This is a genomic window from Paenibacillus sp. W4I10, from assembly GCF_030816325.1.
GTDB classification, from domain to species: Bacteria; Bacillota; Bacilli; order Paenibacillales; family Paenibacillaceae; genus Paenibacillus; species Paenibacillus amylolyticus_B.
In genome coordinates this window covers 4,591,764-4,607,591 of the sequence record NZ_JAUSXX010000001.1, presented here as the reverse complement: position 1 = coordinate 4,607,591, position 15,828 = coordinate 4,591,764, and the positions used below count along the sequence as shown (strand labels likewise).

The following is a 15,828-nucleotide window of genomic DNA, read 5'->3' as shown; positions in this document are numbered from 1 at the left end:
CAGGATGCCCTGGTGGTCATCGTGAATCTAGTTAATCTTCTCTATCACGGATAAAACTTAGCTTGCGCAAGAATCGCATTCTTCAATGGTTAATGCCCGGCTACGAACGTAATACGTCGATTTCATGCCGGCTCTCCAAGCGTGCAAGTGCAGTTCCAGGAATTCCGTTGCTTTGATATCCGGACGAACATACAGGTTGAAGCTCTGTCCTTGATCGACGTGGCGCTGACGGGCAGCAGCCATATTGATGGAAGCATGTTGATCGACCATGAATGCCGTTTTGTAATACCAGATCGTTTTTTCGGACAGATCAGGTGCCGGATTGGCAATCTTGTATGTTGTTTTCTCTTCATAAGACAACAGCTCATAGAGCGGGTCAATGCTGGCCGTAGAGCCGGCAATGATGGACGTGGAACCGTTTGGTGCAATGGCGAACATCCAGGCATTACGTACACCGTTTTGTCGTACTTCAGCTTGCAGTTCTTTCCACTGTTCGGTTGTTACAAACTCGCCTACGCGCTCACCTGACGTGTACTCGCGTTGGTCGAAGTAGTGACCACTTTCCCAATCGGAACCTTTGAATTTCGGATAATGTCCTTTTTCTTTGGACAGCTCCATGCTGGCTTTCACAAGCAGGTAGTTAATTTTTTCGTACAGATTATCGTTATACGTTACCGCTTCATCAGACTCCCAGCGAATGCCTTCGAGGGCAAGCAGATGGTGAAGTCCAAATGTTCCCAGACCGACTGCACGATATTGGCTGTTGGTGTATTGGGCTTGCAGCACTTCGATGTTGTTAATGTCGATAACATTGTCCAACATACGTACCTGAATCGGTACCAGACGCTCCAGTACATTGTGAGGCACGGCACGTGCCAAGTGAATGGAGTTCAGGTTGCAGACAACAAAGTCGCCAGGCACTTTGGAAATCACGATACGAGTTTGTCCATCCTTGGTTACGAGTTCTTCCTTTTCTACTACAGTGGCAGATTGGTTCTGCATGATCTCGGTACAAAGGTTGGAAGAGTAGACCATACCATGTGCACGGTTCGGGTTCGCACGGTTAACGGTATCCCGGTAGAACATGTAAGGTGTGCCTGTTTCGAGCTGGGACTTCATCACACGTTTCATAATATCAATCGCCTGAACGGTGATACGGGACAATAGCGGGTGGTTGACCGCTTCTTCGTATTTCTCACGGAACGCACCTGCACCAAAGGACTCATCATAGAAATCTTCCAGTCCGAGTGGACGACCGTTCTCGTCTTTCCAACCCATCACTTTCTTAGTTTCGTGCGGGCAGAACAAGCTCCATTCGCCACGGCTGGATACCCGCTCCATGAACAAGTCAGGCAGACAGATTCCGTGGAATACGTCATGAGCACGCATCCGCTCGTCACCGTTGTTCAGCTTCAGATCGAGGAACGCCAGAATGTCTTTGTGGAAGACATCCAGATATACGGCAATGGCACCTTTACGTGTACCAAGCTGGTCTACGCTGACCGCTGTATTGTTCAGTTGGCGAATCCAAGGGATTACACCGGAACTTGTGTTTTTGTGTCCACGGATATCCGATCCGCGTGCTCTTACTTTACCGAGGTAAACGCCGATGCCACCGCCCATTTTGCTCAGACGTGCTACATCGGTATTGGAATCGAAGATACCTTCAAGTGAATCGTCTACGGTATCAATGAAGCAGCTTGAGAGCTGTCCAGCTACTTTTTTACCGGCATTGGACATCGTAGGTGTAGCTGCTGTCATATACATGTTGCTCATCGCCCAGTAAGCTTCCTTAACGAGATCCATACGTTTCTCAGCAGGCTCCTGATGCATCAGGTACATCGCGATAACCATGTAACGCTCTTGAGGCAACTCCATTACTTTTCCGTCAAAATCGTGAGCGAGGTAACGTTCTGCCAGTGTGAGCAAGCCGATGTAATCGAAGAGCAGATCGTTGCGGTAGTCAATGCATTCAGCAAGTTCGTCGATCTGTTCTTTGGTGTAACATTCCAGCAATTCTTCACGGTAGATGCCTTTTTTCACGAGATCTACAAGAAGCGGGTGGAATGCGCCATAAGGCTCGTCCGGATAAGACTTGTATCTGCGGTTGGTAGCCGCTTTTTTGTACAGGGAAGTGAGCAGGGAGCGTGCCGCTGCAAATTTCCAGTTAGGCTCCTCTTTGGTTACCAGTTCCAGTGCGCTCATCATAAAAGCGTTACTGATTTCGTCTCCGGTAACTTCATCACGGCGGAGCTTGCTGTTTACCCCGCGTACCAGACGTTCCTTGTCGAGCATGTCCAGTCCTTCCAGAATACGGTCGGCATATACCGAGATGCGCATATCATCAAAGGCAAGCTGGCGGTTGTTCGGCTTGGTCACAACTTGTGGCATGAATATTCCTCGCTTTCGCATGTTTAAGAGATAAATTGGAGAAATTCTTTATATAAAGAATTGAGTGTCTTCTTACGGTGAGAAAAAGAAATAGGTTACGTTTTGCGGACTGAAACGGCGGTGACAAGTTCATGTCTTAAATCGCTCAACTTGAGGTGCACAAAGCAGCACAATGCAGAACATGCTCATATAAAAAGCATTCTCCCGCCTCGCGGCTGAAAATGCCCATGGATGCTCTGGCTTCCTTACTGTCTTAGAGGTTCAGGATATCGACAGAAAAGAGTGCTTATGTAAGCTTTTGTCTATATGCAGATGTGCCTGTAGTTTGAGGATACCGGATGCAGTCCAAACAGCCCCGTTAACCTCCGTGTCAACTCTGTTTCGAGAAAGCGATTTACACCTACAGGGACGTGCCTTTGGAGGTGATTTCATCCTGTTTTTCGCGAGATTGCAGAAGGTGACTATTAGAAGCGGAGAAATCCAGTGTTACTACATTTTGTAGCTGTCAACATACTGTAACCCAACATATTGTGTTTGTAAAGTGGGCAGAACCAGTAAAACGTAATTCCGAGTATACCATTTAACCCGGGAATCCGCAAAGGAAAAGGACTGGAAGATTTGAAGATTTATCAAAAAAAATTTTTGAACAATTTGAATGACGTCTTCACGTCAGTTTGAATTGTAATGTATTCAACTGGTAGAATAAAAATAGTCAAAAATCGACTAAAATCAGCGGCAGCGGTTGTTCACGGGGCCCAGAGGAGGCGGAGCAAAATGGCAATAGCAGAAGTGACTGTAATTCCAATCGGAACGGGTACAACGAGTCTAAGCAGTTATGTGGCGGACATGCAAAAGGTATTGGAACATCAACGGGGCATTACATTTCAGTTAACTTCCATGAGCACCATTATTGAGGGACCGCTTAACGAGATCTTTACAGCAATTGCGGCTCTGCATGAAGCGCCGTTTTTGTCAGGAGCTCAGCGTGTTTCCACATCCGTCAAAATTGACGACCGTCGTGATAAACCGGATGCCTCAAGTATACAGAAGTTACAATCGGTTCAGGATAAACTTTCGTCACTTCAGGCAAGGCCCAATTAACTATTAATCATGTTCTAAAAGAGAAGCAAATTCTTCATACTATTAGAAATGGAACTATCGATATTTTTACGACAAAGAAAAACAAAATAATCCTCGTTGAAATTCTCTCACCGAGGATTGTTTTGTTTTATTAGACTATTGGATCAAACCAGCTTTTTTTAGATCTCCACGATTCAGAACTAGGGAACCCTGTAATTTTTTGTAGCGGATTGTTTTACCTGAGGGATCCGCCACAACTTTTTCCTCGTTTTCCTTAAGACCATTGGCGTTGACACTAAGGATGGTTTTTAGATTTTTTGAGACGTTGTAAACATCCGCCGAATCTCCTTTTAGAGCAACTTTATATCCATTAGATGCGGATAGATCAATCAGGCTAATCCAATCTGCTTGAGATTGACTCTTCGCAGAAAACTCAATGGAACGGGACGCACTGGTGTAGTTAACTTCATAGCCAAGAATCTTGGCAACTTCACGAAGTTGTAAATACGTATTGCCCTTATAAAGCAATTGATCTGACGTGACAGTTTTGGACTGACCGTTAACAATAACTTTGAAGTTTGCCAAAGTTGCTTGAACTTTTTGTGAGGTAGCCGCCACAGCCATTGAAGAAGAACCAACCAACATCCCTATAGATAAAGCAACGATAACCTTTTTCATTTTCACCTTGATCATCAACTCCTATGTAAATGTATTATACCTGAGAATAATACCCTAATTAGGAAGCGTTGACACGGGCAGAAATTATTATTTTTTTGCTTCTTACGACTCAAAATTTTGCTGAACCACAGATAATTTGAACAATTAATATGGAATTATAATAAAGATGTAAATTAATACAATCTTTAATCATGAATTTGATCATGAATAGGGGATTAGGCAATAATAGCGAAGACACGCTTAACGAGATCTTTACAGCAATTGCGGCTCTGCATGAAGCGCCGTTTTTGTCAGGAGCTCAGCGTGTTTCCACATCCGTCAAAATTGACGACCGTCGTGATAAACCGGATGCCTCAAGTATACAGAAGTTACAATCGGTTCAGGATAAGCTGTCGTCACTTCAGGCAAGACCTAATTAATTCCTAATTTAAATACTCTATATCCCTAAATCGAATGTCAAAAAGACCAGTCTTTTAAAGAGCTGGCCTTTTTGTATACTCATTTAACATTTTAATTAATCTGCAACTACCAATGAGGCTCCAATCAAAGTGGCGTTGGTGTAACCACCGCCAACATTTTCAAAAGAGAAGTTGGTAATTGGAGCACCGATAACAGTGGCAAAATCACCATCAAGCAAATCTCCGGTCGTTGCAGGATATAACGCTATAATATCGTTTCCGTTCTCATCCATGACATGAACGATAGAGAAAGTTGCTCCGAGAGAGCTATCTTCTTCAACGGAAATGATTTCCCCGTTAACTTGTACGAAAGTATTGTAATAGTTGGCTACATTTTTATTCAGATGACGGGTCGTTACATTGGAGTCAACGAGCCCCTGTACCTTTTTGCTTAGTTCTGTCGTAATGGCCGGGAATACATCGTTATGTTTACCAAAGAAATCATAAGATGCCTGCTCCATAAAGGCTGTGTCTTCTGTAATGTAGGGAGTTAACTCATTAAAGAAATCCGCAGCTGATGCTGTGGCAGATGTATTTCCAGTCGTTGCAGTTGTTGCTGTTTGCTCCAGAGGAGCAGTAATGCTCAGGGAATCAAGGATATCTTTGATCTCATCCTGATTATAAGTATCCTTGGCGTAGGTTAACGTCATGGTATAGAGTTCTGTATTGGTCGGAATCAGATATTGGACAAGGACAACATCTGTACCCGAGGTGTGTTTATAGGCTCCTTCCAAGACACCCGCGCTATATTCTTTATAAGGCTTGTTCGTGTAGCTGGTTTTTTTATAATCGGAAATGCCGATGCTTGAACCGTTTTGTGTGTAATAATCAACTATGTTATTAGCGTATTCTTCAGGATTGATTGAGCCGGTTGAGCTGGCCTCAATCGTCAGATTAATATTATCTGCAAATGTGGCTGATGAAGATTGGTCTGAAAAAGCAGCTTTAATGGATGGAACATTCATTTGACTTGTATCTACGCTTTTCCAGGATTCAGGATATGCAAAAGAAAATCCTTCTCCACTATATGTAGTGTATTTCGTAGCTTTTGCTTCTGTTGAGACAGTTTCAGTTGCCTTGGTTGGTTCCGAAGTTTTGCTATCGGCTATTGTGTTTGTTTCTGAATTACCACAAGCACTAAGCAATGTGGCTAATGCCAAAATCGTAATAAGTTTCTTCATTATGTCTAATTTCTCCTAATGTGCTTCCCATCGGTTGGGATTTTTTCTAAGGTCATCATTTCGTGTGTAATCTAGTTTAGGTGGTGGGCATAGAAACTCCTTTCTACTTTGTTAGTAAAATAATAACATAAATAAAGATTTCAGTATTCATAATTACTAAAAAGGTAATTTATCTGTATTTAACAAGTTAGAAGCTAATAATATACCGTATTGGTATCCGTTTTGAACGATAGTACATACATTTGATGGATATAACCGTGAGATTTAAGTATGACTTAAATGTATTTGAACATAACTTTCAGACTTAAGAACTAACCCTTTATGTAGGTGCAATTAACGAATCGTCGGTGGAAAAAAACAGCCCATTTTCGACCTGAGCCCGGTCCCATGTGTGATTGGTGCATATAGTGAACTGTACCTCAAATCAAAGGAGGGGTTTACATGAGTGGAGTAGTAGGTGGATACGGCGGCGCATGGACATCGACTGGCGCGATCTTGGTTCTCTTTATCTTGTTGGTCATCATCTCTAAAGCATTCTTGATCTAATAAACCGCTTGGACCCTAATATATTCGTAAAGGAGGGTTCTACATGAGCAACGTAGTTGAAGGCGGAGGATACGGCGGCTGGACATCGACTGGAGCAATCCTGGTTCTGTTCATTCTTCTCGTAATCATCACTAAATCTTTCTGGGTATAATATGACGAGCTCTGCCGGGCAACCGGTGGGGTTTTTTTTCTAGAGGACAAGCATGGTGGAGAGCCAGGAAGATAAGATAGCGTGTGGTTGAACGGAAGAATTGGTGGAATTCAAGTAATGGAATGACGGCGCATGCTTGGAAAATGGGGAAGGTAACTAATGGCTAAACGCCCATTTTGTCAAAATGAGGGCGATAGCCCGGTCCAGAGGTAGGCTGAATACATAGCTTAGGGGTGTAGGCAAATGTTAAGGAGGAATGAACAATGAGCGAAGTAAAACCGAATTCACCGAACGGACAGGGACACGTATACGGACATATGGGAGGTTATGAGCATATGCAAGGATACCAATACACAGGTCATGAAATGCATGGGTATGGATATGGTTGTGGAACAATGCCAATGGGATATGGCTATGGATACGGACACCATGCCAATCAGGCTCCAATGATGCACGGTTATCAACAGGGTTATGGAGTATCCTATGGTCATGGCGGCGGAAGCTGGGGTTCCATGGGTACGATCCTCGTACTGTTCATCTTGCTGGTCATCATCTCCAAAACGATGTTTATCTAAGTAATTGTGAGTGCAAGGAGACTTTGCTGATCGTGGATCGTTATGATAGGTGCTCTAAATAAACTCCGAGTTTGAGTTCCATGTTGGGGCAAAACGTACCTATGATTCAGAAAGGGACGGCGTAGGATTTCATCCTGCGGTGTCCTTTTTTTATTAGAAGTGAAGGAGCGTTGGGATTACTTTCTTTAACGAATTCCACAGACGCTATTCCATGCATTTTTGCCATTTCACAAGTTTAACGAATCGTAGACACCTTATTTCCTCAATCTGGGCATGTTTGGAGCCTATATTCATGAAGTGACATGGATTAACGTGGCTGAGATTCGTTAGATTTTACATAGCACCAGAAATCCTCAATATAAGTTGTGCAGGATTCGTTAGCATCTGGTGAGCGTAAACATTTGCTTTAGGAACCGAGGTTAGTTGCACAATTGGAGAAGTAAGGAAGTAAGTATCCAGGAGTGCAGTCAGTGGGAGAACGGAAAAGTTTTAAAAGCAGAACCGAATATATCTGGCTAGTCTGATAAGTGAAAGGAAGACTTTTCTCAATGAAGGAACGGTGTCCGATAGTCTGTGGATGATGCTGAAATGTGTATGTAGACATGGATAAACACCCGGAACCCAATTCCGGGTGTTTTGTGTATGTTTTCAATCTTCTCAAGAATAAGTGATATCCAAAACAACAAAAGCCCTACCTCTCTTTTGTCCTTGCGGCTCCGATGACCGCGCCAGTGTGAATGGGAACATCTTGTGAAACTCTGTACTACCGGGTTATTGTGATTCAGGTTCTTCAATCTTCATAGGTTAGTTGTGCTTAAAAATTCGCTGCGGTCGCAGCATGAAGAAAATATTCCGGGGTTTAAAGAAGACAGAAATCATATGAGGTTGTTTAATACAACTTTTATAGTATACCACAGGTTGTAATTTTCTGCAATAAAAAGGAAAGCGCGACCAGAGCAACATGTATTCGGACTGTTTTTATGTTAAAAAGTGAAAGGTTAGTTTGAAAAGATACAGAAAATTTTTCAGACTATTTCTTCACAGGGGTAATCCTCTTCAAAAGATTCTGCGTAGGTTATAATAAGAGGGAAGAAACAGAAAGGGGCCCTCGCATGACTGAATCGATGGAGGACAGCAGGTTAATGCGGCAGATCGCGGAACGTGATGCCTCCGCACTGGAGCTTTTATATGATCGTTATGAGCGAGCGGTGTATTCTTTTGCATACCGGATCGTTGGTGATCCCATGACGGCAGAAGAGACCGTTCAGGAACTTTTTATGCGGGTCTGGAATAATGCTGAACGTTACGATGCCTCACAGGGGAAGCTGACCACATGGATGTTTGCGATTACGCGTAACATTGCAGTGGACATGCTGAGGCGGAAATCAAAAGGGGCAGCGACTACTTCAGTTGAACACGAGACACTGGCGGCCTATGCCGATGAAGATACAAACACGGAAGAAGAAGTGCAGCGTAAATGGGAAGGTACCCGGATTAAAGAGGCGTTGTCCCAATTGAACGGTGATCAGCAACAAGTTATAGAATCGATTTATTATGCGGGATTAACCCAGCAGGAAGTATCCAGCCGATTCGGGATTCCGCTGGGTACAGTAAAGAGCCGTGTCAGGCTTGCCATGCGACAGCTCCAAAAGTTGCTGGCCGATGCTGAATTGCATCCGGACGCGGGAAAGGAGGGCATACATCCATGATAGAACGACATGAGGAGTGGTCTGATCTGGCACCGATGTATGTGCTGGGCGGACTGGAAGCAGAGGAAGTGGCGGCGTTTGAAGCGCATATGGCAACTTGCGAACCTTGCCGCCAGGAGGTAAGGGAATTGCAGGAAGTGACTGGCTTCCTGCCACTTGCGGCGGAACCTGTAGCACCGCCGCCAGGCATGCGAGCACGTGTGCTGGGCAACGTGCTCGGACATGTGCAGGAGAGCGCCGAGGCGAAGCCAGCGGCTGCTCCTGCAGAGCCTGAAGCACCCGTGGTGCTTCAGGAGGATCTTGCGCCGCAGCACAAACGTGCGGCCCGGGTGGAAGAGGCTGCCCAGGCACAGCCATGGCAGCCACAAGCGCGCGCGCGTGCGCGCAGCAGCAGCGCCTGGCGCATAGCCAGTGCCGGCCTTGCGGCCGCGGCACTGTTGCTGGGCGTGTACACGGCGCAGCTGCAGAGCAAGATCGACTCGCTGACGCAGCAAGCGGCGGGCTCGTCGGCTGCGCAAGAGCAGCTGGTGCAGGCACAGGCGCAGAATGCGCAGCTGCAGGAGCAGCTGGCATCAGCTCTGAAGCCTGCACAGGGCATGCAGACTGGCGAGGCAGTGAAGCTGAATCCTGCAACGCAGGACATTGTAGCTCAAGGTCTCGCAACCATCGTTATTGACAGCAAAGGCACTCACCTGGTTGTGCAGGCTGAGAACCTGCCGAACCTGGAAGGCAACGAGGCCTTTCAGGTCTGGTTGATCAAAGGAGATACCCCTCAGAATGCGGGTACTTTCCTTAGTCGTGACGGAACGGGAGCGGTATATTACACATTGGATTCGGCCAACGACTATGATACGGTTGCCATCACGCTTGAACCGGATGCAATGGGAGATGAGCCGCGCGGTACGATGATTCTGGCTGCCAAGATTAAAGGATAAATATAGGACATATCACCAAAGGCTGCTCCGTCGTGGAGCAGCCTTTTTGTGTTTTCCAGATCTGGTGCCAACCCATTGGATTTTATTAATTTTTTTAGTCGGAGCAACCGATAAACAAATAGAAGGCAATACCCTTAATCTCCCTGTGTCTCAAGGGAGAACTGGTTGCACATAGAGAGTGAGGGGTTCAGTTGGAAGCATACCGTTCATTTATCTTTCGCCTGATACGCAATTATCTGATCGGTTCACTGGCAGCTGTTTTTGTTGTCGGTACAGTAGTTATGGTATCTACTCTGCAAATACCCAATATTCAATTTGTTCGACTCATCTTCATTGTACTGATTTCACTCTTGTTCATGCTGGTTGCTGAATTAATTACGCTGTGGGTGCAGCTTGGCCCCATAAGACAATTTTTCACTTCCGAGCATCATGAGAGAGACGAATTAAACCACATGTATGAGAAAATTCATCGTTTCCCGGGACAGACCATATATCGGATCATGGGTCCGCACATGTTTGGCTTCTCACTTCCGGCAGCCGGATTAACAATGTGGATGATATCCACAGGGTGGCTTGAATTCCCTTACTTGTATATTGTCGTGGCCGCCGCGTGTGCCTTTCTGATTGCCATCATGCATGCGCTGATTGAGTATTACCTAACGGTGCGGGCGATTAGACCCCTGTTACTTGAGATTCGACATCGAGGCAAAGTCCAATACGGGATGGAACCTTCACTGGGAGGGCGCATCCTGGTATCGATCCAGCGTAAATTTCAGCTAAGTACGGCACTGATTGGCTTATTTCCTCTTTTTCTATTTTTCCTGGCTACATATATCAGACTTCAGTATATGGACAGTGAATTTGCGAAAGAGTACATACTGTGGGGAATTCTCATCGTTGTTCTGGGCGCGGGGTTTGCCCTGGTGGGAAGCTGGCTGTTGATTCGTGATGTTCGTGATCCAGTTGCTGAACTGACACATGAGATGAACCGAATTCAGGGGGGAGATCTTGGCAGACGAGCTCCGGATCTATATGCGGATGAGTTTTCGGCACTGATCTCCGGCTTTAATATGATGATTAATCGGCTTGAGATGAGACAGGAACGTAATCGGCAGCTACTGCAAAGTTATTTTTCTACGCTGGCGGCTGCATTGGACGCCCGAGATAAATACACGGCAGGGCATTCCAAGCGTGTAGCCGAGTATTCGCTGATGATCGGCAAGTTGAGCGGAATGAATGAAGAACAGGCGGATTTATTGTACAAATCAGCTCTGCTCCATGATATTGGGAAAATTGGCATACCTGATGAGGTGTTGTTGAAGGATGGGAAGCTAAGCGATGAAGAATTCGCGATCATTCGTACACATCCCGTGCAGGGAGAAAGTATTTTGTTACAAATAGAACCCATTGATGCCATGGCGGACTTCCTGCCAGGAGTAAGATCTCACCATGAAAGATATGATGGCAAAGGATACCCGGATGGGATGGCTGGTGATGATATTCCCCTTTTTGGCCGCATCATTGCGGTAGCGGATGCCTTTGATGCCATGACGTCTGATCGACCATATCGGAATGGGATGAGTCACGAGAAAGCGCTAACGATTTTGGAAGAAGGAAAAGGGACCCAATGGGACCCCTATTTTGCAGGTTTGTTTATTGATGAATGGAGACGACAACAGCATCTTCAGAAACCATCGAAGTGAGGGATCAGTTGATCCCCTCTGTCCACTTCGATTCTTTTCTGCGTCTCCGGTGTAGAGCGAGGCCTGTTATGATGGTGAGAACGCATTCGCCGAGTATGACTGCACCCAAGGCGTCATAGATCACATGTTGTTTGATCATTAGCGTGGATACGATAATGGTTGCTGCCCCGGCGGCCACCAGAATCTTGATGGGTTTGCGGATGCTTGGAACCGAGAGAACGGCACGCATAACCAGATAAGAGTGAAGAGAATGAATACTTGGAAAACAATTATAAGGACGATCCTGGCTATAGAGCCATCCGAGAACAGATGCTCCCAGGCCTGTACCCGTCAGTTCCGGGCGCGGTACCATGGTCTGAAAGTTGAAGTAGATCAGATAACATATCCAGACACAGATATTCATGGATAACAAGACACGGTAATACGTCAGGCGATCCTTGGCACACAGGTAAGCGAGCACACCGAATACAAACGGGTACCAGCCCAAATATGGAATGGACATGCCAGGCACGTAGGGAATGATCCGGTCGAGCGGCGAATCAAGCACTGCGAACCCGCGTTCCGGACTGTTAAGAATATCATAGAACAGCCCCATGACGGCCAAAGACAGCATCAAACTCAATGACAGCCAATAGGATTTGCTTTTTAACAATTGCACAACATCTTTCTCCTTTCATTCATGCTCCCTAGGAGCATGAGCCCAGCAAATAACTAATTCAAATTTAAACAACAATATATTCTACTACGACCAGCGCACAAATTGAATCCTGATTTGTGTATTTTTGTGTATTTTTTTGACGAAGAAGGAATGCCGAAGTTTCAATGGGCATGATATGATAGAGACACATACGGACGAAGGCACTTTAGCCAGTAAAGTCGGTACAACAGGAGTGAGTGAATGCAATTTTCAAAAATGTTCGTATTGAATATGGGGATGCTTATTACCATTGCATATCTTGCTAGTGTGTTCTATAAATATGTCGTAATACGTACCTCTTCCCGAGTGAAGCAGATCAGTTCAGTGCTTGTCCTTATATTTGCAGGTTGGATTAGTACGGTTTTTGGGTTTCAACTCACCGATGAAGTGGTCTTTGATCTTCGATATGTTCCTTTAATTGTTGCCGTTCTAACGTATAGACAACCCTATAGCGTAATCATCGTGGGTATTGGAATTGGGCTGACGAGGCTGACTTTTGGCATCACGGATGCTACATTGGCGGCAGTACTTAACATGTCTATTTTGGGCGTCATATGTGCAGGTTTGAATATATGGATGAGACGCAGCAACTACAGGCTGATTATTAAAGGAATCCTTGTTACAGTTATCGTCAATGTGGTCAATAGTGTAAACATTGCTATCGTTGGTGTGATCCCGGCTACATACTTCTTTTCACATATTATGCCTTATACACTTCCTACAGGCATTTTGCTGAGCCTTATTTTTGCATTTATTTTACGTGATTTTCAGAATGAACAGAATCGAATTTTGCTGATCCAGAGTACAAACCGGCTATTGTCTGTGCAAAAGGAAGAGTTACAGAAAGCCCAGATTGTACTGGAGGATCGTGCGAAACAATTGATGATTGCCTCACAGTACAAATCGGAATTTCTCGCCAATATGTCCCATGAACTGCGTACACCACTGAACAGTGTCATTAACTTTGCCCAGATGATCAGCGAGAATGCCGACACGATGGATCAGGAGGATATTGTACGTTTTGCCAATATGATCGACCACTCCGGGCAGGAACTGCTCACGCTCATTAACGATATTCTGGATCTTTCCAAAGTAGAAGCGGGGCGGCTGGATATTGTACTGGAGGATATCAGTGTCGCACAACTTACAGAAGATGCCATGAGCCACTTTCAGCTCGTTGCCGAGAAAAAAGGAATTCAGTTGGTTCTGGACAAAAAACAGGGACTGCCCGAGACGCTCTGGTCTGATCCCCAGCGGGTTCAACAGATTTTGCGGAATCTGATGTCCAATGCCATCAAGTTCACTCACCAGGGGAAGGTCACGCTGAACGTAAGCACCAAGCAGATTAAGAATGCAGGTATTCAGAATCGATGGCTTATTTTCTCTGTTCAGGACACAGGCATTGGCATTTCTGAGGACAAGCATCATTCCATATTTGAAGCATTTCAGCAGGCTGACGGGTCGATTAGTCGAAAATTTGGCGGTACCGGACTTGGCCTGTCGATCAGTCGGGATTTAGCGAGATTACTGGGGGGATCGATTGAACTTGAGAGCACTGAAGGTAAAGGAAGCACCTTCCATCTCTATCTCCCGTTGGACCGTGAAAAAATGAGTTGACAACCTTCGCGCCGTGAGTAGAATTTGGGATGACAACTAGCATCGACCGGCTTTTGAGACCCGGTCTAAGGAGTGTATCCCCATACAGAAGACGGTCAACGTTAACCCTCCCCCGTTAGCAAGCAAACCACGGCGCAAGGGTTCGACACAACGCACGAATTTATCGATTGCAACATGGGAGGGTGTACCGGCAATTATTTTACAGACCTTGCTGGGAGGCCCGTTTTTAACCGGATTTCTGCTGTACCTTGGGGCCGGGTCGAGACATATCGGCTTTGTGCTCGCGATTACCACGTTCGTGAACATTGCCCAGATCGGAGCAGCTTACTGGATGCAGCGTATTCGCAGCCGTAAACGTATGCTGCTGCTGTTCGTGGGCACACATCGTATCTTGTGGAGTGCAACGGGACTGATTCCGTTTATATTCCCCAAAGAGTGGTGGGTAAGTGTATATATTGGCGTGTATACGGTTGCTTTTATATCAAATACCATCGGCGGTATGATCTGGACTTCACTAATTGGCGATATCGTACCTGCCAAGGTGAGAGGGCGTTATTTTGGAATTCGAAATACGATTCTGAATGCTCTTGGAAGCGTATGCTTATTCGCAGGCGGTATTGTTTTGGACCGTTACCCCGGAGAAATGGGCTTTCTAATCCTGTTTATTCCGGTGTGGATCTGTGCTATTGCCAATACAGTCATCTATTTTTTCTATCCGGACGTTCCCTTTGAACGTTCTACCGAAAAGGCTTTCTGGCGCATGTTCATCAAGCCGTTCCAGGATCGTTCTTTCTTGAAAGCAACGCTGTTCCTGGCTTCATGGTTATTGATCCAGACCTTGATTGTTCCGCTCTATTCCTATGTTATGTTGGATCTATTGAACATTAATTATCAGACTGTATCCCTGATCACGGTAGTCCAGACGCTGGTTATGATGGCCGGTTTTTATGTCTGGGGCAATCTGAATGCCAGATTCAGTAACAAAACCCTCCTATTTTGGACATTGCCAGTCATTGCACTCTCCTGTTTGTCGTGGGGGTTAATGTCGTTCATGCCCGTATTGATCGCACTATTTCTATCTCATATCTTCCTTGGGATCGGTGTAGGTGGATTCAACCAGCTGGCATTTAACTTTACCATTGGAGACACACCCAAAAGTGAAAGACCGATGTTTGTCGCGGTGTATTCGGCTCTGACCGGAGTAACTTCGTTTCTTGGGCCGTTGTTGGGTGGCTGGTTGTATGAAAAAATGGAAACCTGGTCCGATGCGCTCGCCTGGATCTCAGCCTATGGATTTCAGGTGGGGGTTGGTGTCGTGATGCTGATTCTTACATTTACCCTTGGACGTCGTGTACTGTTAAAATAGAAAAGATATCGCATAACTTAATAAAACGATGGCGAAGTGGAGGGATGTAATTGAATCGTCTCGAACGGAAAGCCATGGTGATTGGAGCCACGGGGCTTGTAGGCGAATTACTGGTTCATCATCTGCTGGAGCACTCGGCATACAGCTTGGTTCGCGTTCTGGTTAGACGTCCGCTTGAGCTGCAACATCCCAAACTGGAACAACATGTGGTGGACTGGGAACAGCTGGAGAGAAACAACCACTTATTCGACGGAATCGATGACCTGTACTGTTGTTTGGGTACAACGATCAAAAAAGCAGGCAGTCAGGACAATTTCCGTCAGGTAGATTATCATTACCCGGTTCGTGCAGCTACTATTGCGAAGCAACATGGTGTATCACAGATGCTGGTGATCTCCTCCATGGGAGCGAGTGCAGGTTCCCGGGTCTTTTACAGTCGGACCAAAGGGGAAATGGAGGATGCATTGTCCGATATCGGTTTTCCGTCATTGCATATCTTCCGCCCTTCCTTAATTCTGGGAGATCGAAACGAGAAGCGGTTCGGTGAGCAGATGGCTGCCCATGCCATGAAGTTTCTGGATCGCTGGATGAAAGGCAGAGCGGACAAATACCGGGCGGTCCACGCCGCAACCATTGCACAGGCCATGACAAATATTGCGCTGGTGCAAGCCAAGGGAAACCATGTGTATTCGAATGAAGTCATTCATGTCCTTGGTGTGGATAGGGGCTAAGAAACCTTTG

General features: G+C 45.7%; 14 protein-coding genes and 1 pseudogene. 11 read left to right on the top strand and 4 right to left on the bottom strand.

The features are described from left to right. Window positions 1-57 precede the first annotated feature (57 nt). The gene (locus tag QF049_RS20650; RefSeq protein WP_124117865.1) at window positions 58-2,391 is read right to left on the bottom strand and encodes a ribonucleoside-diphosphate reductase subunit alpha; all 2,334 of its coding nucleotides are present in this window, start codon (window positions 2,389-2,391) and stop codon (window positions 58-60) included. A 774-nt stretch (window positions 2,392-3,165) separates the two neighbouring features. Here QF049_RS20650 and QF049_RS20645 point away from each other — a divergent pair. Beyond that, entirely contained in the window at window positions 3,166-3,492 is a 327-nt protein-coding gene (locus tag QF049_RS20645; protein ID WP_307540194.1) for an MTH1187 family thiamine-binding protein, read from the top strand. A gap of 135 nt (window positions 3,493-3,627) precedes the next feature. Here QF049_RS20645 and QF049_RS20640 read toward each other — a convergent pair whose 3' ends face one another. Next, complete coding sequence (locus QF049_RS20640; RefSeq protein WP_256720230.1) at window positions 3,628-4,149, bottom strand: stalk domain-containing protein; 522 nt, start codon at window positions 4,147-4,149, stop codon at window positions 3,628-3,630. A gap of 245 nt (window positions 4,150-4,394) precedes the next feature. On the opposite strand from QF049_RS20640, the pseudogene QF049_RS20635 reads away from it, so the two are divergent. Further along, a pseudogene (locus QF049_RS20635) lies at window positions 4,395-4,568 on the top strand (thiamine-binding protein); the annotation flags it as partial. Between the two features lie 95 nt (window positions 4,569-4,663). On the opposite strand, the gene QF049_RS20630 reads toward QF049_RS20635, so the two are convergent. After that, a complete protein-coding gene (locus tag QF049_RS20630; RefSeq protein ID WP_307540191.1) occupies window positions 4,664-5,788 on the bottom strand; it encodes a PsbP-related protein in 1,125 nt (374 codons plus the stop codon). A gap of 441 nt (window positions 5,789-6,229) precedes the next feature. Here QF049_RS20630 and QF049_RS20625 point away from each other — a divergent pair, with 441 nt between their 5' ends. The 6 genes from QF049_RS20625 (at window position 6,230) to QF049_RS20600 (ending at window position 11,407) form a co-directional block, all read left to right on the top strand. Further along, window positions 6,230-6,334 (top strand): hypothetical protein, encoded by a 105-nt coding sequence (locus QF049_RS20625; protein ID WP_017690880.1) that lies wholly within the window; start codon window positions 6,230-6,232, stop codon window positions 6,332-6,334. A 43-nt stretch (window positions 6,335-6,377) separates the two neighbouring features. Beyond that, a complete protein-coding gene (locus QF049_RS20620) occupies window positions 6,378-6,485 on the top strand; it encodes a YjcZ family sporulation protein (RefSeq protein ID WP_307540189.1) in 108 nt (35 codons plus the stop codon). 263 nt (window positions 6,486-6,748) lie between these two features. Then, a complete protein-coding gene (locus QF049_RS20615) occupies window positions 6,749-7,060 on the top strand; it encodes a hypothetical protein (protein ID WP_307540187.1) in 312 nt (103 codons plus the stop codon). Between the two features lie 1,112 nt (window positions 7,061-8,172). After that, a complete protein-coding gene (locus QF049_RS20610) occupies window positions 8,173-8,769 on the top strand; it encodes an RNA polymerase sigma factor (protein WP_307540185.1) in 597 nt (198 codons plus the stop codon). Beyond that, on the top strand, window positions 8,766-9,704 hold the full coding sequence (locus QF049_RS20605; protein ID WP_307540183.1) for an anti-sigma factor: 939 nt from the start codon (window positions 8,766-8,768) through the stop codon (window positions 9,702-9,704). The genes QF049_RS20610 and QF049_RS20605 overlap by 4 nt, the downstream gene beginning before the upstream one ends. Window positions 9,705-9,895: 191 nt before the next feature. After that, on the top strand, window positions 9,896-11,407 hold the full coding sequence (locus QF049_RS20600) for an HD domain-containing phosphohydrolase (RefSeq protein ID WP_307540181.1): 1,512 nt from the start codon (window positions 9,896-9,898) through the stop codon (window positions 11,405-11,407). Between the two features lie 4 nt (window positions 11,408-11,411). Here the strand turns inward: QF049_RS20600 and QF049_RS20595 are convergent, their stop codons facing one another. Then, the gene (locus QF049_RS20595) at window positions 11,412-12,065 is read right to left on the bottom strand and encodes a phosphatase PAP2 family protein (protein WP_091018593.1); all 654 of its coding nucleotides are present in this window, start codon (window positions 12,063-12,065) and stop codon (window positions 11,412-11,414) included. Between the two features lie 240 nt (window positions 12,066-12,305). Here QF049_RS20595 and QF049_RS20590 point away from each other — a divergent pair, with 240 nt between their 5' ends. The 3 genes from QF049_RS20590 (at window position 12,306) to QF049_RS20580 (ending at window position 15,818) form a co-directional block, all read left to right on the top strand. Then, window positions 12,306-13,721, top strand: coding sequence for a sensor histidine kinase (locus tag QF049_RS20590; RefSeq protein ID WP_307540177.1), 1,416 nt, complete (start codon window positions 12,306-12,308; stop codon window positions 13,719-13,721). Between the two features lie 208 nt (window positions 13,722-13,929). Beyond that, window positions 13,930-15,087 (top strand): MFS transporter, encoded by a 1,158-nt coding sequence (locus QF049_RS20585; RefSeq protein WP_307540175.1) that lies wholly within the window; start codon window positions 13,930-13,932, stop codon window positions 15,085-15,087. A gap of 74 nt (window positions 15,088-15,161) precedes the next feature. Then, window positions 15,162-15,818 carry an oxidoreductase gene (locus QF049_RS20580; RefSeq protein WP_373428356.1) on the top strand — a complete coding sequence of 219 codons (657 nt, stop codon included), beginning with the start codon at window positions 15,162-15,164 and terminating at the stop codon, window positions 15,816-15,818. Window positions 15,819-15,828 lie beyond the last annotated feature (10 nt).